This is a genomic window from Paenibacillus sp. JZ16 (assembly GCF_015326965.1).
Lineage (GTDB): Bacteria > Bacillota > Bacilli > Paenibacillales > Paenibacillaceae > Paenibacillus_AQ.
Genome location: NZ_CP017659.1, coordinates 7054091 through 7077598 on the forward strand (window position 1 = coordinate 7054091; position 23508 = coordinate 7077598).

Sequence of the window (23508 nt, forward strand, 5' to 3'; positions counted from 1 at the left end):
AGCGGCAGCCAAGAGGAATCATTGTTTTATGTCAGTATTTGTCCGGCAGCGTCTGTCGGGAATGTGCTGATTTACATATTTTTAGTTTTATTGCTAGATTTGCTTTTCAAATTTAATCATGGGATGATCGAGGTGGATTCATGAAGAAGTTAGGGTTTGTAATGATGTTGATAGTCTTCTTGCTGGCGTTTCCGAAAAGTGGTGAAGCCAGTTCTTCAAATGCGGCCATTTTTCTTGACGGGGAACCATTGAATTTGTCTTCGGGCGTCCAGGTAGCCAACATGAAAGGTAACGTGATGATTCCGATCCGCGTGGTATCCGAGAATCTCGGCTTCAAGGTAGGTTGGGAGAAGGCCAGCCAAACCGTTACCGTTGAGAACAGCGAGAAGACGGTCCGCATGGTGGTCGGCAGCCATCAGGCAGAATTGAATGGTGCTCAGGTTGATCTGAATTTACCACCTGTCTTGAATGGGAAGAGCACGCTTGTGCCGCTTCGGTTTGTTAGTGAACAGATGGGGCTTGATGTGAAATGGGACAACCAGACGAAGGCAGTGTTCCTCTCCAGCTCCCTACCACCGGTCTCTGAAGGAGAGGTCGATCCAGGTGCCGGAAACAATCCGGGCAGTCAAACACCTCCGCCTGTCGAAACAGGGAACCAGGCAGCCATGACGGGGCTCAGCTTTAGCGACAACCGGTTGATGATTGCTACAGAAGGTGCGGTTACGCCAAATGTCTTTAAAGTGACAGGACCCGATCGGATTGTTATCGATCTTCCCGATACCGTATTCTCTTCTGCATTCCTGGCTGGACATGCTGTGAATCCGCAAAGCGGCGGCGAGATGGAAATCACGGATTATCCCGATGTTATGAAAGTACGATATGCCGTGTTCAGTGACAATCCGTCAACTGTGCGTATTGTCATCGACCTGACAGGACCTACAAATTATGGAGTAACCCAAGAAGCGGGGCTCATTATTGTTGACCTGAACGCAGAGGGAGAAATCCTCGTACCGCCCGTTCCCCCGGTGACCGGCAACGGCAAGAAGACGGTTGTTATTGATGCCGGTCACGGCGGCAGTCAGCCGGGCGCGATCAGCGCAAACGGTAATCAAGAGAAGGTTCTTAATCTTAATATTGCTTTGAAAGTGGAAGCCTTGCTGAGAAAAGAAAAGAACATTAATGTTGTGATGACGCGGAGCGACGATTCAACGCTGGGTCTTAGCGATCGCGTGAAAGTGGCGAATTCCATAAAGGCCGATATATTTGTATCGATTCACGGAAACAGCAACAATTCCAGCAGTCCGCACGGCACAGAGACTTACTTCACGAGAGATGCCAGCAAACCTTTGGCGAACGTGATGCATAAACATCTTGTCAAGGCGACTGAACTCATGGATCGGGGAGTCAAATATAGCAGTCTTCATGTGACGAGAGAAACGACGATGCCGGCTGTCCTGCTCGAGATTGGCTTTTTAAGCAACAAGGGTGACGAAGCCCAGTTGTTTGAAGACGATTTCCAGAATCGTGTTGCACAAGGTATTGTAGCGGGTATTAAAGAATATCTTCAAGTACAATAATGTGTACAAGATTTGATGAACTTAGAGGGGGACGAAAGTCATGAACAAAAAATATTGGATGACAGGATTGCTGGCGCTGCTGCTTGCATTTAGTGCCGGCTGTGGACAGAAGCCGACTGCAGCCCCTGCCGAGACAAATCCGGAGACCGCAACAGAAGAAGTACAAACGCCGCAAGATAATCCGGAAGAAACGGCGGCTGATGATCATAAGGAAGATGAAGCAATACCTGTAAACGCGGGCGAGGGAACAAGCACACCACCGCAGAGCACAACCGGTGAAAGCACTGGGACCCCTGTGGATACAAAGGATGTGAATGCAACGGAGGACCAAGCGAAGAAGGCCAATATTAAACTCTATTATACGGACCCTGAGATGATCGATCTGAAAGAGGCAAGCAAAGAGATCACGTACTCGGGTGAAGAAGATAAATATAAGAAAGCCTTTGAAGGACTTCAAACGAGCAGTGATGCCGAACTAAGTCCACTATGGTCGGATAAGATTACGCTGAAGTCACTTAAGTTTGATAAAGGAGCTTTGACGCTGGATATCACCAAACCAGCCGAAGCCAACCTCGGATCCGGAGGGGAAATGTTTGCGATTGATGCCTTGCAGAAAACCTTCTTCCAGTTCGATGAGGTGCAGTCTCTGGAATTGCTAGTAGATGGTAATCAGATCGAAAGTTTAATGGGACATGTTGAGCTGGAGCATCCAATGACTCGGAAGTAGTTATAAGGTACTATTAACGAAATTCAAATGAAGGACCAAACACCTATTTCAGTTTTTGAAATAGGTGTTTTTTTGGTAAAAAGGGAACAATTTCGCAACTTTCATCGTGACTTTGCGTCTATAGGTTGTCAGGTAATGTCGGACAGGCTGAGTGCAGAAACGCCAATCTGTGGCAAAATAATAGGATGGTAGGGGTGAAGGATGAAGAAGTTCGGTTTTTTAATGTTTCTGGTTGTCATTATGATTGCGTTTCCTAAAATGGCGGATGCGAGTTCGTACAGCGCAAAGATTTACCTGGATGGTCAACAAATCAATCTGTCATCTGGCGTGAAGGTCGAGAACAATAACGGCACCGTCATGGTTCCGATCCGTGTCATATCCGAGAATCTGGGATTTGACGTGTACTGGAACAAGGCGACCAAGACGGTAACTGTCCAAGACGGCTCGCAGACAGTAACGATGGTGATTGGAAGTCAGCAAGCTGACATCAACGGTCAGCGCGTACAAATGACCAAGGCACCTGTTCTACGCGGTGGAACAACACTGGTTCCCATCCGGTTTGTAAGTGAGCAGATGGGCCTTCAAGTAAGATGGGATAACGCGCAGAAGTCCGTCTATCTGACCTCGTCCTACGACGGGAGTAACCCTAGTGAAGAGCCTGGCGTAACTACGTCGACTGTGGACGGCATCAGTTTCAGCGAAAACAGGCTGATGGTCGCCGTTACGGGCAATGCCAAGCCGAATGTATCAAAGCTTAGCAATCCGGACCGTATCGTCATCGATATGGTGAACACGAATTTCTCGGATACGTTCAGCAGCAATGCCAGCTTTGATGACGTGATGAAGACCGGTCAGATGGACGTAACGGGATATCCGGATGTCAAATCCGTACGTTATTCCTTGTACAACAGCAACCCGATGACCGTGCGCATTGTCATTGATCTCAACTATGGCAAAAATTACACCGTTTCAGGCCTTGAGAACGGATCGGGCCTATTCATTGTGGATTTGAATACGGGCTCCAACCCTACACCTGGTACAGGCGGGAAGAAGCTTGTGGTCATAGATGCGGGTCATGGAGACCACGATCCGGGAGCAATCGGGGTAACGAAGAAGAGGGAGAAGGATTTCAACCTCGCAATGGCGCTGAAAGTTGAGAAATTGTTGGCCAAAGAACAAAATATCGAAGTCGTTTTGACTCGCAGTAACGATACTTTCCTCGAGCTGAAGGATCGCGCAAAAATTGCGAATGATCTGAAGGCTGATGTTTTCATATCGATACATGCTAATAGCGGCCCTTCCACTGCAAGCGGAACCGAAACCTATTACTACCATGAATCTGACAAAGCGCTGGCGAATGCACTCCATAAAGAGATCGTAAAGGCTATGGGCTTAAAGGATCGCGGAGTGAGATACGGCAATTTCCATGTCATTCGCGAGACCAAAATGCCTGGCGCTCTGCTGGAAGTCGGGTTCCTGAGCAACAAGACCGATGAGAGCAAGCTATTTGATCCGGCAACGCAGGATCGGGTAGCCGAGGCCATTGTCAGAGGCATCAAAAATTATTTGAAGGTTGATTAACGAGATCGTGATTGCAGGAGGTGGCTACTTTTGAATAAAAAAATATGGTCGGCTGGCCTATTGGCAGCCGTAATGCTGATTGGTGCCGGTTGCGGACAGAAACCCGGAGCAGCTCCAAACGATACACCGGAGCAAATAACGCCTGCACCCGATAATCAGACAGGACAGGATCATAGTGGAGCGTCGAACGGATCAGGCGGATCGTCTACGGGCAGCGGCAGCGAAGTGACAACGCCGGAAGCAAAAACAGAGAGCATCAAAGCCTATTACACGGATCCAGATTTGATGGAGCTGGTAGAAGGTACGGCCGAAATTTCGTATAAGGAAGATCAAGAAAAATACGAAGCGGCCTATCAAGCATTGCAAAAGAGCGATAAGGCCGATATGGTTCCCCTGTGGGAGAAGATCGGACTGAATTCGTTGAAATTTGAAAACGGAGCTCTGACGCTCGATGTGACGGTTCCGGACGAAGCTAACCTGGGTGCAGGCGGCGAGTCGTTTGCCATCGATGCGATCAAAAAAACCTTTTTCCAGTTTGACGAAGTGAAATCACTTCAAATTCTGGTGGATGGTCAGCAGACCGAATCGTTAATGGGTCATGTCGATTTGGAAAATCCGATGACTCGGTAATGATGGTTGAAGGAGATCACGATCTGCTGTCGAATATTAGTATATGATGAAGCAGTAGTTATTGAGAGGGGAAAGAAAATGGTACTTAGACACAGCAAACATGTTCATTCCAAAAAAGTGGTCTCCGCCGTCATGGCCGGACTTATAGCATTCGGAGGCGGGGCTTCGATCGTCTCGGCAGATGAAGAAGCGTCAAATGCGACAACGGCAAATGCATCCCAAACGGCCATAAACGCATTCAGTGACGTTAATGCCGGATATTGGGGAGAAAAGTATATTTATCAGTTAGCAGCACAGGGGATCGTGACCGGGAATAACGGAAAGTTTCGTCCGAACGATCCCGTAACGCAGCAGGAAGCCGTAACGATGGCGATCCGGTTCTTAAGCATGCAGGATCAATTAAGCAACGGCGCTGCGACATTACCGACAAATATTAAAGTGAATGATTATTTTACGAAGTATGTTGAACTGGCTTTTCAGCAAAACCTGCTCGACAAGCAAAAAGAATCCGGATATACGGACGAGAAAGTCATTTGGGGCGCGCAGAAAGCATCCCGGGAATGGATAACCGAAGTCCTTGTCCGTTCCATTGGACGTACGGCGGAGGCTGATGCAGCTAAAAATAAAGCGACAGGCTTTGCGGATAACGCCAAGATATCCCCGGATCGTCTGGGATATGTCAATGTAGCCGTTGAGTTAGGTCTTGCAAAAGGCTTGAACGGCAACAAGTTCGATCCGCAAGGGGCCGTTACCCGTGCCCAGCTTGCAACGTTCCTCAGCCGTGCCCAGGCCTACATTACCACAAATTACGAGAACCAATACAAAGGTTCTATCGCTTCGATCGAGAACGGCAAGCTGGAGCTTTATGCCGATGGCAAGCTGAATTCATTCAAGCTGGATAATTCGACAGCGTATTTCACCTCGGATTCGGAGAAGAGATTGCAATTCTCGGAGATCAATCCTTACACACAAGCAGTGGTCATCGTGAATAACGGAACGGCTGCTTACGTAGAAATTACGGATTCGACCCAGCAAGTGGAGCGGCTTGACCGCACATATGCACGTTTGTCGCCGAACAACGTCATTTGGTTGGATACTGGCAGCACCTTTGAAGAGTTGAGTTACGAGCCAAGCACGGTGTTCCTGGATCAGAACGGAACCAAGATCGATCCGAAGACGCTTGCTGCCGGCAGTCTGCTTACGATTGAACGCGAAACGTACAGCCCGCAGAAGAAAATCGTGTCAATCCGGGTGAAGAGCGGCTTGGTTAACAAGACGGGAGCAGGCGTCGTTCAGAACGTGGATACGGTAAACAAAAGAGTAACCCTTAAGGATAGCACCGGTTATGAGGATACGTACACGTGGGATGATGCCACCGTCATTCGATATCAGAATCAGATTTTGGCTCCGGCTGAATTGAAGAGCGGCTACACCGTGAACTTTTCGGTAGAAAACAGCGTTCTGCAGACGATGGAAGTTACGCAAAGCGTCGATCGTACCGTGCAGGCAATGCTTTATTCCATTGAAGAGAACGGGAAGACCATCACATACAAGCGAAGTGGAAGTACACAGCTCGAAACGAAGTATCTGGCAGAGAAGCCGGAAATCTTTATTAACGGCGTGGCTAAACCTGTTCTGTCCGATTTACTCGCTGATGCCGTATCCGGTGACCAGGTAACACTGACCATTAACGCTGAGGAAAAAATTTCGAAAATCGAAGTAACGGGTCGTCAAATCGAGCAGTTGGATGCCGTTACCGTCGTAAATTACGACGGGAAGACGCACTGGCTGACCGTCAAGGATGCGAACAACCAGCCTCGTGTAATCGTCTTGGATGACAAGACGAAGCTGGACTCGAGCTACGGAACCACGCTGGATAAAGTTGGACCACTGCTTGTCTCGGGACGCAAGGTAAGTGTCTCCCTGATTGGTACCCGCGTACTCTCATTAGAAGTGGTATACAAAGTAGAAGGTAAAATTAACAGCATTAACACATCCAAGCAAGTGATTTCGATTATGACCGCTAACGGTAAAGCGGAAGAAATCTCTTACTACAATAGTCCGATTGTGGAAATCTTCGGCAGATCAGGCGCATCCCTGGCAGATTTGCGGATTGGTGACGAAGTGTTAGCCCAGCTGTCGAACAATCAGGATTACTTACAGAGCTTAAAACTCAAAACTTCCGCACAATTTGAGGTTGTTTCAACGGAACCCACAAGGAACCGTATTCGAGTGAAAGCAAACGGCTCCACAAGCGATATTTATACCGATAAATCCATATTGACCGGCGAAACCGGACAAGCAATTCTGCTCGCTGATTTGCGTCCGGGAGCACTCGTTAATATAACGTTCCAAGGCTTAACGCCTGTAGCGGTAGCTGAAGTTAAATTGACGCTTGGCGAAGTGACAAGCGTTGATGCTTCCGCAAATGCATTGACCACGAAGGATTATTCAGGCAATAGCCAGACGTTAGGTGTAAGCGGCGGAGTTAAAGTCGTTAAGAATGGTTCAACGGCTTCGAATTTAAGCGCATTGACCTCAGGAGATCGCGTAGAGATTCGAAAAGACATTCAGGGCGTTACCATTATCCAGGTTCTGGAGAAGGTTGAACGTGCATTCTGGCAGGCAAGCAATACGGAAATTCAAGTAAAACGCAAATCGATTAACGATAATTTCCGGTATGTATTATCGGATAAAGTATTTGTTCATCAAGGTGACACTACTTTGTCCGTGCAATCCCTTAAGGAAAATGATAATATTGTACTGTACTTAAACAACGGTGTCGTTGTTGAGATCGTAAAACAGTAAATTATCGACCTGGGATTGCTCGAGAAACACCGTCTTGATGCGGGGATTTCCGCATCAAGATTTTTTTTTGCGGGAGGGAAATCATATGAATGCGGCAACGGTACGGCATATTTTGGACACGATGGAGAGCATGTTTCCGGATGCACATTGCGAACTGCATCACAGCAATGCGTTTGAGCTGACCATCGCCGTGCTGCTGTCCGCCCAGTGCACGGATGAAACGGTTAATAAAGTGACAAAGGATCTGTTTCAGAAATACAAAACGCCTCTGGATTATGTATCGGTACCGATCGAGGAACTTGAGCAGGATATTAGGCGGATCGGATTATACCGGAATAAGGCCAAACATATTCAGAATTTGTGCAGGATTCTGATCGAACAGTATGGCGGTGAGGTACCGGAAGCTCATGATGAGCTGGTCAAATTACCTGGGGTTGGACGTAAGACAGCCAATGTCGTCGTTTCCAATGCCTTTGGTGTGCCTGCCATCGCGGTAGACACGCATGTGGAGCGGGTTTCCAAGCGACTTGGACTGGCCGCCTGGAAAGATTCCGTGCTGGAAGTGGAGAAAAAGCTGATGAAGCGGGTACCGCGTGAAGAATGGACGCTGACCCATCATCGGATCATTTTTTTCGGACGGTATCACTGCAAGGCTCAAAATCCGCAATGCCCGGTATGCCCATTGCTGGATGTTTGCCGTGAAGGAAAGAAACGTATGAAAACCTTAGCAGTCAGGAAGAATAAGGAACAACTGTAAAACAGCAAGAAATAGACAAAAAAGAGGTTCATCTGATTCGTTGGGAACACGGTACTTTAATGAATAGCTAGCGAAATGGACATAATTGCAAGCAAGCGCAATGCTTGCCTTTGTCTCCGGATTTCTATCTTTAGCCGCATGGGTGAATGGAAATCTGGAAACAACAGTGATCAAAAGTCGGTTTTTCGCGAGGTAAAAGAGACGGTATCCTGGATCGGCATGAGCTAAATTTAAAAGAGGATGGGATTACACATGAAATGCATCTCTGTTTACACCGACAATTTTGAATTGTTCTCAGATATTTTTGAACATGTGGTGGAGAGCCAAAGCCAGCTGAGTGAGAATGAAGAGCAAGAAGTCGAAGGCGTGACGTTCAGTCATTCCGGGGATGCTCCCGAGCATTATCTGGAGCGTATGTCGCAGAAGCCTGAAGTGGTGGTCATGCGCGATAAATCACGCGGGTTAACCATTCTGCAGCACGGAAATGTCTTTGAAATTTTAATTCCGGCAGAAGAAAACACCGTTGTATCTTAAGTTCTTCAAATTTGATGTTTTAAAATATGAGATAAACCTGGTTCTTCAGGGTGATCGAGTGTGTACTTTCACCTCATTCCTCCTGTATGTGCCGGCATTAAGAAGGTTTGGACCCATGGCAGGCAAGGAAGATCACTTCCTTGACCTGCCATTTTGCATAGATAAAGGACTGTTATATCAAGACAACGGCCGAAAATGAAATGCAATGATTCCTTTACAGTGCAAGCGGTGATAAAATAAAATGATGTGAATAGAATGTGTCAGAAATTGAGAGATCAATGGACAGGAGCGAGAAATGACATTGAAGTTGATGGCTGAGCATGAAATCGGATACAGTGTTACGGAACTAACCAGAGTTCGGGACCGTTTTGTGGAGTGGAATGACGAATCTTCCTCCGCTTTGACGGAGGATTTAATACGCAAGGGTACAGGTGGTGAGCTGACGCTGGCCTTCTGCGGACATTTTTCCGCAGGGAAGTCGAGCATGATTAATGCGCTTTGCGGCAAAAAGGTACTGCCCTCGGGTCCGGTACCGACAAGTGCGAATGTGGTTACAATCCGAAGCGGTGAGCCGCGGGCGTTGATTCACCGATCTGCTGCGGAGCCTGGAGAGCCTTTGACGGTAACAATCGACGAACTTGCCGAATACTGCAAGGAGGGCCGGGAGTATTCCGCGATTGAAGTGTGGGATGATGTGCCGCTGCTTGGCGAAGATGGCGTCTTGATGGATACCCCCGGGGTTGACTCAACGGATGACGGGCACCGGCTTGCCACGCATTCTGCCCTCCATATGGCTGACATCGTTTTTTACGTCATGGATTATAATCATGTGCAGTCCGAGAGTAATCTGATGTTTGCCAAGAGTTTGTCCGATTGGGGCAAACCGCTGTATCTGATCGTCAATCAGATCGACAAGCATCGTGATGACGAGTTGACGCTTTCTGCTTATCTGAATGACGTGAAGAAGGCGTTCGCCCAGTGGAAGATCACGTATAAGGGGCTGCTATGCACTTCGCTTAAAGCTCAGGATCATCCCTATAATCAATGGGGGCTTCTAAAGTCCTTGATCGGTGAACTGATATCTCATAAGGAACCGTTGCTGCGCTACAGCGTATCCTGCTCCATTCGTCATGCTGCCGATCAGCATGTAGAGGCCTATACCAGAAGCCATCAGGAAGAGAAGGAGCGGCTGCTGGAGGAAATGGGCGGCGAGGAGGCCGCAGCGGCGATGAAAGCGCGGCTGCAGGAGCTGGAGGATCAAAAAAGAACCGTCCAGCTGATGCCAGAGACCGTTCGCTCGGAGCTGCGCAAAGAAGCGGATGCCCTTCTGGCAAACGCCAATCTGACGCCGGCGGATGTTCGGGATTTAAGTCTGGCTTTTCTGGAAAGCCGCAAAAGCGGTTTTAAAGTCGGGTTTCTGTTCACAGGCGGCAAGACGGAAGAGGAGCGTCGGCGCCGTCTCGAGGCTTTCTATCATCGATTGGAGGAACAGACCGCATCGCAGATCGATTGGCATCTGCGTTCGCTGTTCCGTAAAAGCGTGGAACAGCATACGGAGTGGAATACCGAATGGGAGAGCCTGATGGACGCTGAGCTTCCCGGTGTGCGGGAGGATATGATTACGCGGATCGTGAATCCGGAAGCGACGGTGTCCGGCGAATACGTACTGAACTATAACCGGGAGCTGGCCGAGGAAATCAAGGGCAGCTACCGCAGGGCCGTGTTGGTGCTGGCCGACCGGCTGAAGGCGGTATTGACGGACGCTGCGGCCGTCCGTCTGCAGGACCTGGAGCGCCAGGGTGCCGAGCTCCTGGCGCAATCTGCGGCTTCCGCCAGCTATGCAGCCCTGCAGCAGGCGGAAGCCGCCCGTGCGGCCGAGCTGGCGCAGCTGCTCCCGCCGCGCACCTCCCTCACTCCCGGCCTCCTGCCGGAGGTGAGGGAGCCGGAAGGGCAGCCCGCGCCAGCGGCTGCCCAGGGCGGTGCCCCGGCGGCGCAGCCGGGGCACGGGCGCACGGCGCCCCGCGCCGCCGGGACGCAGGCGGCGGCACCGCAGCGGCGCCAGCGGCTGGATGCCGCGGCAGCCGAGCTGCGCGCGGCGGCCGCGCTGCTGGCGCCGCATCCCGCGCTGGCATCGGCCGCGCGGGATATAACCGCCCGCGCGGATGCGCTTGCGGGCGGCTCGTTCACTTTGGCGCTGTTCGGCGCGTTCAGCGCCGGGAAGTCCTCCTTCGCCAATGCTCTGCTTGGCGAGTCGGTATTGCCGGTATCACCGCACCCGACAACGGCGGCGGTGAACCGGATTGTGGCACCGGCAGAAGGGAAAACCCATGGTACCGCAGACGTGCGCATGAAGAGCCGCGAGATGTGGTGGGACGATTTGAAGTACTCCTTCAGCGTGCTGGGTCTCCAAGAACCAACTCCGAGCAATTGGCGAAGCGCGGCAGAAGCATTGAATCCGGCCGGTATTCATCCGGCAGGATTGCCGCATTATGGGTTTCTGAAGGCTGCGGCAGCCGGCTTTGACATGATGGAGACCAAACTGGGTATGACAGAAACCGTAGAGCTGGCGGAATATCGGGGCTATGTGGCCGACGAAACCAAATCCTGTTTTGTTGACGGGATAGATCTGTATTACAGCTGTCCGATGACAGAGCAGGGGATCGTGCTGGTGGATACGCCTGGAGCCGATTCCCTTCATGCCCGGCACACCGGCGTAACGTTCAATTATATTAAAAATGCGGACGCTATCGTATACGTAACGTATTACAACCATGCTTTCTCCAAAGCGGATCGGCAATTCCTGTCCCAGCTGGGCAGGGTTAAAGACAGCTTTGCGCTGGATAAAATGTTTTTTATCGTCAATGCCGCAGATCTTGCACAATCCGAAGAGGAACTGGATGAGGTGGTGAAGCATGTTCGTACCAACCTGACGTCCAGCGGGGTAGGCAGCCCGCATATCTTCCCTGTTTCCAGTTTGGCAGCGCTGGATAGTAAGCTGTATGGGGATGAAGCGAAATTGCAGGAATCGGGGTTCCCGGTATTCGAAGATGCGCTTAGCCGTTTTGCGGTTGAAGAGCTGCCAAGGCTTTCAGAGCGCGCCGGTTATGATGAACTGGCTTCGGTGAGGGATCGAATCAGAGCTTGGGCCGATATGGCAGCCCAGGATGAGACCACGCGTGAGCGTAAAATCGTGGAGCTGGAAGAGGTTCACAAACGAGCCCTATCCCGTCTTGCGGCTTTAACGGAGATTAACATGTCCCGTGATATCGCGCAGGAAAGCAGCGAGCTGCTGTTTCATGTACGGCAGCGGCTGGATTATGCCATGAACCGTTTCTTTCAGGAGTCGTTTAATCCTTCCGTGCTTCGGGAGGACGCAGGTCACCTGAAATCGGCCTTTGCGGCTTGCGGGCGTGATTTGATGCGGACGATGTCCACGGAGCTGGATCAGGAGTTATGGGCAACAACGCTTCGATTAGAGATGGCCGGCCGCAAATTAACCGAAGACGCAGCGCTTAAAGCAGCAGCGGATATCAACGGTATGGCCGAGGGCTTGTCCCTTGCCATCCGGCGGGATAAGGACTGGTCATCGCCGGAGCTGGAAGAAACGGAATTGCAAATACAAGGGGATTGGTTGGCCTTCTGGTCGACATTTAAGAACCCGAAGCATTTCTTTGAGGGCAGCGGAAGCTCCAAGCTTCGAGAAGCGGCAGAGCCGAAGGTGAAGGAAGCCGTGGCGAGTGTGGTGAGCATTCGGGAAGAGCAGCTGACGGACCACTATGTTCGGATGAGTGTACGTTCATTGCAGCATCATGTATCGGTGTTGGAGGAACAGCTGAAGGAATCCATGGCTGCCATCCTCGGTTCGCTGCAGGACGGTCAGTCTCCGTTGTTGTGGAGTAAGCTGGCGAATGAGCTGGAAGCTATGATTCAGGCGGCTCGGTAATGGCGGATCTTATGCCATAACATGTGCACACAACGAAAGGTGTAGATGTTGGAGTCTGAAGCTTCCATACGAATAACGATGTTATGCAGGTCTAAACTCCAATCGCATACTTTTCCATCAAAGGGCGTCCCAAATGCCATCCTGGCGGGGCGCCTTTTTTCCTATGCTCGTTCGGGTGGATAAGGTCAAGAGGATGGTATGACATATTTTAATCCGTTACAACGTTCGCACTGGGGTGAAAACGGCTTAGGATTTTACCCTTTTTCAAGCATGTTCAAAAAAGTCGGAAATCGTGGATGAAGCCTGATGGTTGAAGGGACTGACAATGTGATTATATCCCCTAGTATTAATGAGAATTTCCGATGATTTCATTATGAAACAAAGATAAGTTATACTATTTGCCCCCTTTAGGTCCTTTTGGCTCATTTATGGCGGTTTTCCCTCTTTGCCGCGGGTTCAGGTCGATGATAAACTTCATAAATGCTACATAACCTGAACGAAAATAATCCAAAGGAGGATAAACATGAATGTTCTCAGGCAACTGCAGGGCTTCTTTTGGGAGAAACGAAGTTATCTTTTTCTTTCCATGCTGTGTCTGGCGATTGCAACCGCTTTAGGACTTGTCTATCCGCATCTGTTAAAAGTGCTGATTGACGATGCAATCAAGCTGGAGAATTACGGTATCGTACCGCAGCTGGCACTCACTGTGCTGGGTGTGGTCATCCTTAAAGCTTTCATGCAGTTTTTGCACGGATTTTTTGGGGGGAGGCTGGGGAACTACCTGGCTTATGCGCTACGAAACGCCTGCTATGAAAAATTGCAATTTCTATCGTTCCGTTACTATGACACGGCTCGGACCGGGGATTTGATGTCACGGCTGACGGGCGATTTGGAAGCGATTCGAATGTTTATCGGCTTCGGTTTTGCTCAGCTGCTCAATCTGGTATTGATGGTGACTTTCGGTTCCATTATGATGTTTACCATTAGCTGGAAATTGACGCTCGTAACTTTGGTAGCGATGCCATTTTTGGTTGTGGCGGCTCTAAAGTTCGAATCCAAGATCCATCCGGCGTTCCAGGAGATGCGTCTGGCACTAAGCTCGCTGACGACCGCGGTTCAGGAGAATATCACGGGTGTTCGTACCGTAAAGTCTTTTGCTCGCGAACCTCACGAAGTGGAGAAATTCTCCGAACGGAATGAGCGTTACAAAACCAACCAGATATTTGCCTCTTCCCTATGGGCCCGTTACTTCCCGATGATGGAGCTCTTCGCGAATATCAGTGTCGTCATTTTGCTAGCCGTCGGCGGAGCGATGGTCATCCAAGGTTCCATGACGGTAGGGGAACTGGCAGCTTTCTTTACTTTGATCTGGTACATAATCGGCCCGCTTTGGGGAATCGGGTTTCACATTAATAACTACACGCAGTCCAAGGCATCGGGTGAACGGGTATTGGAGCTGCTGAATCAGCCGATCGATGTCGAAGACCGTGAGCGTGCGGTAGATTTGGTGCCAAGCGAGGTGAAGGGTCATGTCGTATTTGATAATGTCACCTTTGCTTACGGTAACAAGATGGCGGCCGTCAAAGATATTAATCTGGATGCTCGTCCCGGCTCCGTGATTGGCCTGCTTGGGGGAACGGGGTCTGGTAAATCGACCATTATCCAGCTCTTGATGCATGCCTACAATGTGAATCAGGGCAGCATCAAACTAGACGGCATGAACATTAATGATATAAAGATCCGGAGTCTGCGCAGCCAGATTGCCACGGTCTTTCAGGAGACCTTCTTGTTCTCGTCCAGCATCCGCAACAATATTTCTTACGGCATGAAGGACGTTAGCATGGAAGAAATTATCCGTGTTGCAAAGCTGGCCAAAGCCCATGACTTTATTATGGAAATGAAGGATGGTTACGATACCATTGTCGGCGAACGGGGGATGGGACTTTCCGGCGGACAGAAGCAGCGGATTGCGATTGCACGAGCCCTTCTGAAAGATCCGAAAATCCTGATCCTGGATGATGCCACCAGTGCTGTAGATATGGAAACCGAGCATGAAATTCAGTCCGGCTTCCAGGAAGTCATGAACGGCAGAACGACATTTATTATCGCTCACCGGATTTCTTCTTTGCGTCATGCGGATGAAATTCTCGTTCTGGATGAGGGAAGAGTTGTGCAGCGCGGCAAGCATAACGATTTGATTGCAGTGCCGGGGCCTTATCAGGATGTATACAAAATACAATATGCGGACCTTATTGCGAAGCAAGCTCAAGCAGGAGGCACGCAAGGGCAGGTGCAAGCATGAACGCCAATGTAAATACTGAACCGCATCAAAAGCAAAAGATTCCGAGGCCGCGGAAGCCTTCGGAAGAAACGAATGAACGTTTTGTATACAAGGACGACGATGCGATTGAAAAGCCGTTTAACTGGGCGCAGCTGACGCGTCTGATCTCGTATATGAAACCTTACGCCAAACAGATTCTCCCGTTGATCGGCCTTATGATGGTCATCGGTACCATAACGAAGCTGGCCATTCCGTTCTTGACCAGTTTGGCAATCGACCAGGCCATAGACCCGAGGGATGGCAACCCGAGCTTAACCCTATTGTATCAGATTACAATCGCGGTTCTTGCGATGTATATCATTCAATGGGTTGCAGGAATATTTCGTATCAGATTTACGAATATCATCGGTCAGCGGGTCATTTATGACCTGCGAGCAGATCTGTTCCAGCACATTCAGCGCTTATCCTTCAATTTCTTCGACAAGCGTCCGGCTGGATCTGTGCTGGTCCGGGTTACGAATGATGTTAACTCCCTGCAGGATTTGTTTACCAACGGGGTTGTCAACCTGATCATCGACTGCGTGCAGTTAGTAGGTATTGTCGTTATTCTTCTGTTAATAAACTGGAAGCTCGGTCTTGCTGTTATTGTCACGGTACCGATCATGTTCTTCATCTCGACGAAACTCCGTGTACGCATCCGGCGTGCATGGCAGGATGTACGGATTCGGAACTCGCGGATTAACTCTCACTTGAATGAATCGATTCAGGGGATCCGCGTAACCCAAGCTTACACGCAAGAAGAAGAGAATATGAAGTTCTTTGATAACATGAACATGGACAGCAAAAAGTCCTGGGATAAAGCGTCCGCCATGAACCAAGGGTTTGGGCCTCTTATCGAAATTACCGGCGGTTTCGGTTCATTGATCTTGTTCTGGCTCGGTGCCGTGTTGATCCAGCAAGGCGAGCTCACCATCGGTCTGTTAATTGCCTTCACCCAATATGTCGGAAACTTCTGGGAGCCGATCAACCGGCTTGGCCAAATGTATAACCAATTGCTTGTCGCCATGGCTTCCTCTGAACGTATTTTTGAGTTTATTGACGAGAAGCCGAGCATTGATGATCAGCCTGGGGCGAAGAAATTGCCAACGATTAAAGGGGACATCAAGCTGGAGAATGTGGTGTTCGAATACGAAAAAGGACGTCAGGCTCTCAAAGGGATCAATCTGAATGTAAAGGCAGGCCAGTCGATTGCGCTTGTCGGTCATACCGGATCAGGCAAGAGTACTATCATTAATCTGCTCAGCCGATTCTATGATATTACCGAAGGTAAGCTAACGATTGACGGATACGATATCCAATCGGTGACGGTGGAAAGCCTCCGCAATCAGATTGGCATCGTGCTGCAGGATACCTTTATATTCTCCGGCACGATTCGCGATAATATCCGGTTTGGCCGTCTGGATGCGACCAATGAGGAGATTGAGGATGTAGCCAAGGCGGTCGGCGCCCATGAATTCATCGTTCAGATGCCGGGGGGTTACGATACCGAGGTTGAAGAACGCGGGAATATGCTGTCTATGGGTCAGCGGCAGCTGCTGTCCTTTGCCAGGGCGCTCCTTGCCGATCCGCGGATTCTGATTCTGGATGAAGCAACGGCGAGTATCGATACCGAGACGGAGTTGAAAATTCAAGAAGCTCTTAAAGTGCTGCTTCAGGGCCGAACCTCCTTCATCGTGGCGCACCGTTTATCAACGATCCGCCATGCCGATCATATCGTTGTGCTGGATCACGGTAAGATTATCGAAGAAGGAAATCACAGCCAGCTTATGCAGAAGCAGGGTACGTACCATGGGTTGATTGAAGCACAATACCGATTTTTGTAAAAACGGCTTAACAAAGGTTTAACAAAACCGACACAAATGTAAAAAAAATGTCGCTCGATACTTGCAATCTTCTTCATAAACTTACAAAATAGAAGTAGAGTTTACTCAGAATTCATAGAAGAAGGGAAGCATGAGGGTATAATGAGCATCGAAAGCGTATTATCTGCGCCTGCACTGCTGATTCGAAACTTTGAGAAGAATGATTTGGAAGCTGTCACATCCTTGATGCGCGAACTGAATTATCCGACCACGCTGAATGTCATGCGTGAACGGATGGAAGCGATGAACGACAATCCTTTGTACGGCAATCTGATTGCTGAAGTTGATGGTGTTGTTGTTGGTATGATCATGCTTCGTCAAGTCAAATCCTTCACTATGACCGAACCGGTCACTCAAATTACTTCGGTTATTGTAACCTCAAGCTACCGCGGCCAAGGAATTGGCAAAAGATTGATTCGCGGTGCAGAGACATGGGGAAGACAGCATGGTAGCCACCTCTTGTTTCTCACAAGCGGCAACCGGGAAGAACTTGCTCCCGCACATGCATTTTATGAGCATATTGGATTTGAAAAGGCTGGATATCAGTTTAGTAAAAAGCTGTAATCCAGGGGCTTTTCATGAACCCATCCCATTTTTGGGATGGGTTTTTTCTTTGTCATGGCCTAAAAATCGATCGAAAGACCACCGATATAAAAAGAGATTCATCGCTTGAATCAGGCATCGACCACTACATATGATCTGGGACAAGTGCCGACTTGATCACCTATGTATAGGTAGGAATTCAAGGTCGCTTTTCCAACAATTGTAGGATTGCCCAAGGTATCAAATGTGTTACAATGTGTTCGTACGAGATTACAAAAATGTAACTATTGTTTGATCGTCCAGCACCCTTGAAATTCATCTTAGAACGGGCGGTCAAGCAAACTCACAACTATGAGCATAGGAGATGAGCATTTATGAACAACCATTGGATAAAGAAAATCGCAGGCGGCAGCATTGCTGCTGTACTGGCTGTCGGTATCATGCTGCCCACTACGGCATCCGCAGCACCTGCTGAGAGCAATAATTATGTAAATTGGCAGCAAAAGATCCAGAAGTTCCTGGAAAGCCAAGGTTTTGAATCCCAGTTTAAATGGGTGGTTCAGAAGCCGCAAACGGAAAAACCTCAGGCAGACAAACCTGTTGAAACTCCGCAAACCAGCAAGCCAGAAACCACTAAACCAGAAGCGACGCAACCTGAAACCAGCAAACCGGAAACAAGCAAGCCTGAGACTAGCGCTCCATCTACAAAACCGTCCCAGCCTTCCGAGCCTGCGGGTACAACGGAACAATCGAATTTTGCTTCCGAGGTTGTCACATTGGTGAACAAAGAACGTGCGAATGCAGGTCTGAAGCCGCTCACGGTCCATGCTAAGCTAACAACCGTAGCGCTGGATAAAGCGAAGGATATGAGTAATAACAATTACTTCAGCCACACTTCACCGACACATGGTTCGCCATTTGATATGATGAAAGCTTACGGTATTTCTTACGGCTATGCCGGCGAGAATATTGCTAAAGGGCAACGTACGCCTCAAGAAGTAATGAACTCCTGGATGAATAGCCAAGGTCATCGTGAAAACATCCTGTCTCCGAATTTCACCATGATCGGTGTTGGATATTATAACGGATATTGGGTTCAAGAATTCATCAGTCAATAAGCACTTATCTTGTTTCATATGAAAAGGCTGCCCCGGTCACGCATCGAAAGATTGCGTCCGGGGCAGTCTTCTTTGCGTGTTTTGATTTGCAAATTTTATATAGAAGTCTTAAGGTAATGTAATGAGGAGTTTTGTAGGGGGAATGTCATGAAATCATCTGCATGGATATGGCGAATCACTGCCTCCGTGTCGGTTATTGTAACGATTGTGCTCATTATCGGTTTTATGTATGCGTTCAAAGATATTAATGATCCGCAAGGACAGCCCTTGCTGACCGGTGGCGGATCCGAGGCGTCCGAAGAAGAGACAGCGCCGGAACAGCCGGGGAGCGATCCGTCACAACCGGTTTTGCCCCAAGATTTAAAGGTAACTGCGATTGGAGATTCACTGGCCAAGGGAACAGGGGACAACACCGGGAGCGGTTTTGTCCGCCGAAGCGTGGATCAATTAAATGGCGATGGACGAACAGCGAGCCTGCTGGCAAATCTGGCCATAAACGGAATGACCACCGAAGCACTGCTTCCCAAGCTGGATGACAAGGGAATACAGTATGCCTTGAAGCAAGCCAATGTGATTATGCTTTCGATCGGAGGCAATGATATATTTCAAGGCAGCGGGCTGATGGACGGGGCGGCGAATTCCGATGAGTTGGAGCTCGAACCTGCCAAGCTGATGGCCGCATTGCCGCAGGCCTCTGAACGCCTGCAGGCGATTCTGGAGAAGATTCGCGCCATTAATCCGGATGCCCGAATCGTTTATATCGGTCTCTATCATCCTTTTTCCGATTTGGAGGATTTGCTCATACCCGGCAATATCGTGGTCTCTGCCTGGAATCATTCGGTCATGGAGATTGTGAACCGGGATCCCAATATGACATTGGTCCCTACGTTTGATCTGTTTCAGCACAAGCTGGGCGAGTATCTGTCCTCGGACCATTTTCATCCGAACGGGGAAGGATATCAGGCTATTGCGGATCGAATTGTAGAGGGTATGCTCTAGGCATGATGAGGATGTCATATGGGGAGTTGGAAAACGATGAATGAACAAGCTCAAGAAATCGTGTTATCTGTCCAGCATGTAAAAAAGAAAATCGGTCGAAAATGGATTATACATGATGTGTCGTTCGACGTGCGCGCAGGCGAAATTTTCGGGTTCTTGGGGCCGAACGGGGCAGGAAAGACGACCACGATCCGGATGCTGGTTGATCTGATCAAACCGACCTCCGGCAAGATCGAGGTCTGCGGTTATGATGTGAACCGCCAGCAGGAGCAGGCGCTGCGTTATATCGGTTCCATCGTGGAGAATCCTGAAATGTATTCATATATGACGGGGTGGGAAAATCTTGAGCATTTTGCGCGAATGCAGCCCGGCATTGACCAGCAGCGAATACAGGAAGTTGTGGATACGGTGAGATTGGATCGAAGAATTCATGACAAGGTGAGCACGTATTCTCTGGGAATGCGGCAGCGGCTCGGGATAGCCCAAGCCCTGCTCGGCAGACCGAGGCTGCTCATTCTTGACGAGCCGACAAACGGTCTTGATCCGAAAGGGATCAAAGAGATGCGGCAGTTCATCCATCGGTTAGCCGAGGAAGGGTTGGCTGTTTTTGTCTCGAGTCATCTGCTGAGCGAAATCCAGCTGTTATGCGATCGCGTGGCGATCATCAGCAGCGGAAGAGTGCTTGCGGTTGGCGAGGTCGAAGAATTGATTGCCGGCAACAGCGATCATGTGATCTGGGATCTGAATCCCGCCGTGCAAGGGAAACGGATATTGCAAAAGCTGGATTATTGCCACATCGTCGAACGCCCCGAGGACGTGCTCGACGATAATTTGCTCGCAGGCATGTCTCCGGACGCTGTTGTGACCCGTATGAGCACTACATACACGTCAAGAGCTGTGGAACGGCTGGTAGCTGCGGGAGTACAGGTCCGGGAGGTTCATCGGATCAATCCTACGCTGGAGCAGCTGTTCCTGCAGATGACGGAGGGTGAGAGTATTGAGTAACCTGTTGCCCCTGATCAAAAACGAGTGCATCAAAATTATCAAACGAAAGCGGTTTTATGTTGTCCTTCTCGTTCTTCTTGTTCTGGTTCCTATGTTTACTTATGCCCAGATGAAGTCAGCTGAACGGAGCCGGGAGAAGTTCAACAGTGATTGGCGGCTTGAACTTCAGCAGCGAATCACGGATAATGAGAATTCGCTTAGCAGTGACAGGGTGCCGGATGAATGGAAACGATATAGGCAAATCTTTATTCAGCAAATGCAGTATTATTTGCAGCATGATGTGAATCCTAATCAACCAAACGGGGTTACGTTTACACGGGAATTTTTGAATAATGCGATATCCCTGTTTATCCCGCTGCTCATTATGGCTATCGCCTCGGATATCGTCTCCGGTGAACGGACGACCGGTACCATCAAAATGCTGCTGACAAGGCCTGTGAAGCGATGGAAGGTGCTGCTCAGCAAACTGATCGCCTTGATCATGTTTACGTCTCTTATTGTCGTTTCCACCTTTGTCATAGCCTATCTGATCTCCGGCCTAGCCTTCGGATACAAGGGATTTGACATACCGGTATTCACGGGATTCCAAATTGTTGGGTCTGATGTGGATATGTCCGGCGTTCATGCTGTTCCACAGTGGAAGTATTTGCTGATGCAGGGTGGATTGGTGTGGTTTGTCGGCGTATGCGTCGGTATGCTGGCTTTTATGGTGTCCGTGCTGGTTCGAAGCACGGCGGCGAGCATTGTGATCATGATGGCCGCATTGATTGCCGGAAATATTCTGACGAATATGGCATCGGCCTGGAGCAGCGCGAAATATTTGTTCATGGTAAACCTCAATTTAACGAATTATTTAGCAGGCAATTTGCCGCCAATTGAGGGGATGACTTTGAATTTTTCCCTTGCCGTATTGGCCGTCTGGGCCATTTGTGCGGTTATTGTTTCATTCAGTGTCTTTACGAGAAGGGATATCTTGAATTAAAATGGACAAAGCATGAAACATTTGTTTGCATTTTTTAGGGAACAGCGTTCTTCTAAAATATTGAAATGTAGAAATAGAAATACACGAGATACGTGAAATTGAAGGAGGAGCATGAATGGTCGAACAGATCGATATGTTTGCAGAGTCATCGAAGAACGGCGGTAACAACCGTTCAGGATACGATGCTGACGACATTCAAGTGCTCGAAGGCCTCGTTGCGGTGCGCAAACGGCCAGGCATGTACATAGGGAGCACAAGCTCGTCAGGCTTGCATCATCTGGTATGGGAAATTGTGGACAACGCCGTAGACGAGCATTTGGCCAAGTACTGCTCGAGAATTGAAATTACATTGCATAAAGACGGATCCGCGACGGTATACGACAACGGACGCGGTATTCCAACCGGAATGCACAAGACAGGCATCCCCACCCCGCAGGTTGTATTTACGATTTTGCATGCCGGCGGTAAATTCGGTGGTTCCGGATATAAGAAGTCCGGCGGTCTTCATGGCGTTGGCGCATCCGTAACCAATGCGCTGTCCGAGTGGCTGGAGGTGGAAATTTACCGTGACGGTAAAATTCATCGCCAACGATTTGAATACTGGCAGGACAAAAAAGGAAAAGAGCATGTCGGGGAACCTGTAACGGGTCTTGAGGTGCTTGGCAATACGAACAAAACAGGGACGAAGATTACGTTTAAACCGGATGCGCGCGTGTTTACCGCGGGAACGCATCTGAACTACGACACGCTTGCAGAGCGCTTACAGGAAATTGCCTTCCTGAACTCCGGACTCCGGATTGTATTGAAAGACGAGCGCAGCGGCAACGGGGAAGAGTTTTTCTATGAAGGCGGCGCAAGCCAGTTCGTTCAGTTCCTGAATGAAGGCAAGGACGTGCTGCATGATGTGATCCATTTTTACGCGGAGAAGGATGATATCGAAGTTGAAATCGCCCTTCAATATAATGCGGGATATACCGAAACGTTGGCTTCTTTCGTTAACTCCATCCCGACGCGCGGGGGTGGTACGCATGAGACGGGTTTTAAGACAGCTTACACCCGTGTCATGAATGATTATGCCCGCAAGAACAATCTTTTGAAGGAAAAGGACAAGAACCTGGAAGGCAATGATCTTCGGGAAGGCATGATGACCGTGATCAGCGTCAAGATGGCTGAGGTCGAATTTGTCGGACAGACCAAGGACCAGCTGGGAAGCGCTTCTGCACGCAGTGCGGTTGACAGCATTGTCACCGAGAAGATGCAAATCTTCCTCGAGGAGAATCCGCAGATCGCACAAACGCTGCTGAAGAAGGCCATCCAGGCTTCCAAAGCGCGTGAAGCGGCCCGTAAAGCAAGGGACGAGATGCGCAGCGGCAAGAAGCGAAGCGAAAGCTCCAATCTGGGCGGCAAGCTGACGCCTGCGCAGTCCAAGGACTTTACGAGAACCGAATTGTTTATAGTCGAAGGGGACTCCGCTGGCGGTTCTGCGAAGCAGGGACGGGATTCGAAAATCCAGGCTATACTGCCTCTTAAAGGGAAACCGATGAATCCGGAGAAATCGAAGCTGGCCGACATCCTGAAGAATGATGAATACCGAGCAATTGTATCTGCCATTGGTGCAGGGATCGGTACGGAGTTTACCGCCGGGGACAGCAATTATTCGAAAATCATCATCATGACGGATGCGGATACGGATGGCGCTCATATTCAGGTGCTGCTGCTTACGTTCTTCTACAGATACATGAAACCTTTAATTGATGAAGGCCGCGTCTACCTTGCGCAGCCTCCTCTGTATAAAATCGCCAGCAAATCCGGGAAGCTGGAAACCGTTCGGTATGCCTGGACGGATGAGCAGCTGGCTAATTATTTGAAGGAATTCAAAAACTTTGAGCTGCAGCGTTACAAAGGTCTGGGCGAGATGAACCCGGAGCAATTATGGGAAACGACGATGAACCCGGAAACACGGACATTGCTGCAGGTACAAATCGATGATGCTGCCAAAGCGGAGCGTCGTGTGTCTACGCTGATGGGAGATAAAGTAGATCCCCGCAAACGGTGGATCGTAGAAAATGTCAACTTCGCAGAGTTTGAGGAATAGAAGGTG

The 23508-nt window shown here is 49.4% G+C and carries 16 protein-coding genes; all 16 read left to right on the plus strand.

All coding sequences use genetic code 11. The annotated features are described in order from the left end of the window. The first annotated feature begins 140 nt into the window (after nucleotides 1–140). The 16 genes from BJP58_RS31695 (at nucleotide 141) to parE (ending at nucleotide 23502) form a co-directional block, all read left to right on the plus strand. Complete coding sequence (locus tag BJP58_RS31695) at nucleotides 141–1577, plus strand: N-acetylmuramoyl-L-alanine amidase family protein (protein ID WP_194541984.1); 1437 nt, start codon at nucleotides 141–143, stop codon at nucleotides 1575–1577. A gap of 40 nt (nucleotides 1578–1617) precedes the next feature. Next, nucleotides 1618–2304 (plus strand): GerMN domain-containing protein, encoded by a 687-nt coding sequence (locus tag BJP58_RS31700; protein ID WP_194541985.1) that lies wholly within the window; start codon nucleotides 1618–1620, stop codon nucleotides 2302–2304. A 201-nt stretch (nucleotides 2305–2505) separates the two neighbouring features. Beyond that, on the plus strand, nucleotides 2506–3885 hold the full coding sequence (locus BJP58_RS31705; RefSeq protein WP_194541986.1) for an N-acetylmuramoyl-L-alanine amidase family protein: 1380 nt from the start codon (nucleotides 2506–2508) through the stop codon (nucleotides 3883–3885). A 30-nt stretch (nucleotides 3886–3915) separates the two neighbouring features. Beyond that, complete coding sequence (locus tag BJP58_RS31710) at nucleotides 3916–4515, plus strand: GerMN domain-containing protein (protein ID WP_194541987.1); 600 nt, start codon at nucleotides 3916–3918, stop codon at nucleotides 4513–4515. 78 nt (nucleotides 4516–4593) lie between these two features. Beyond that, nucleotides 4594–7323: an S-layer homology domain-containing protein gene (locus tag BJP58_RS31715; protein ID WP_194541988.1), complete on the plus strand. Its 2730-nt coding sequence runs from the start codon at nucleotides 4594–4596 to the stop codon at nucleotides 7321–7323. Nucleotides 7324–7408: 85 nt separating this feature from the next. Beyond that, entirely contained in the window at nucleotides 7409–8080 is a 672-nt protein-coding gene (nth, locus tag BJP58_RS31720) for an endonuclease III (RefSeq protein ID WP_071218341.1), read from the plus strand. Nucleotides 8081–8332: 252 nt separating this feature from the next. Further along, nucleotides 8333–8614 carry a hypothetical protein gene (locus BJP58_RS31725; protein WP_006209564.1) on the plus strand — a complete coding sequence of 94 codons (282 nt, stop codon included), beginning with the start codon at nucleotides 8333–8335 and terminating at the stop codon, nucleotides 8612–8614. Nucleotides 8615–8909: 295 nt separating this feature from the next. Then, nucleotides 8910–12557, plus strand: a complete 3648-nt coding sequence (locus BJP58_RS31730; RefSeq protein WP_194541989.1) for a dynamin family protein — start codon at nucleotides 8910–8912, stop codon at nucleotides 12555–12557. 523 nt (nucleotides 12558–13080) lie between these two features. Next, complete coding sequence (locus BJP58_RS31735) at nucleotides 13081–14859, plus strand: ABC transporter ATP-binding protein (protein WP_194541990.1); 1779 nt, start codon at nucleotides 13081–13083, stop codon at nucleotides 14857–14859. Continuing rightward, on the plus strand, nucleotides 14856–16721 hold the full coding sequence (locus BJP58_RS31740) for an ABC transporter ATP-binding protein (RefSeq protein WP_233354817.1): 1866 nt from the start codon (nucleotides 14856–14858) through the stop codon (nucleotides 16719–16721). Before BJP58_RS31735 ends, BJP58_RS31740 begins: the two co-directional genes overlap by 4 nt. A 141-nt stretch (nucleotides 16722–16862) precedes the next feature. Further along, complete coding sequence (locus tag BJP58_RS31745; protein WP_071218337.1) at nucleotides 16863–17324, plus strand: GNAT family N-acetyltransferase; 462 nt, start codon at nucleotides 16863–16865, stop codon at nucleotides 17322–17324. A gap of 353 nt (nucleotides 17325–17677) precedes the next feature. Beyond that, nucleotides 17678–18421 (plus strand): CAP domain-containing protein, encoded by a 744-nt coding sequence (locus BJP58_RS31750; RefSeq protein ID WP_194541991.1) that lies wholly within the window; start codon nucleotides 17678–17680, stop codon nucleotides 18419–18421. Nucleotides 18422–18568: 147 nt separating this feature from the next. After that, entirely contained in the window at nucleotides 18569–19420 is an 852-nt protein-coding gene (locus BJP58_RS31755; protein WP_194541992.1) for a GDSL-type esterase/lipase family protein, read from the plus strand. Nucleotides 19421–19456: 36 nt separating this feature from the next. Next, nucleotides 19457–20425 carry an ABC transporter ATP-binding protein gene (locus BJP58_RS31760; RefSeq protein ID WP_194545132.1) on the plus strand — a complete coding sequence of 323 codons (969 nt, stop codon included), beginning with the start codon at nucleotides 19457–19459 and terminating at the stop codon, nucleotides 20423–20425. Next, nucleotides 20418–21407, plus strand: coding sequence for an ABC transporter permease (locus tag BJP58_RS31765; protein WP_071218334.1), 990 nt, complete (start codon nucleotides 20418–20420; stop codon nucleotides 21405–21407). The genes BJP58_RS31760 and BJP58_RS31765 overlap by 8 nt, the downstream gene beginning before the upstream one ends. A 115-nt stretch (nucleotides 21408–21522) precedes the next feature. Continuing rightward, nucleotides 21523–23502: a DNA topoisomerase IV subunit B gene (gene parE, locus BJP58_RS31770; RefSeq protein ID WP_194541993.1), complete on the plus strand. Its 1980-nt coding sequence runs from the start codon at nucleotides 21523–21525 to the stop codon at nucleotides 23500–23502. The last annotated feature ends 6 nt before the right edge of the window (nucleotides 23503–23508 follow it).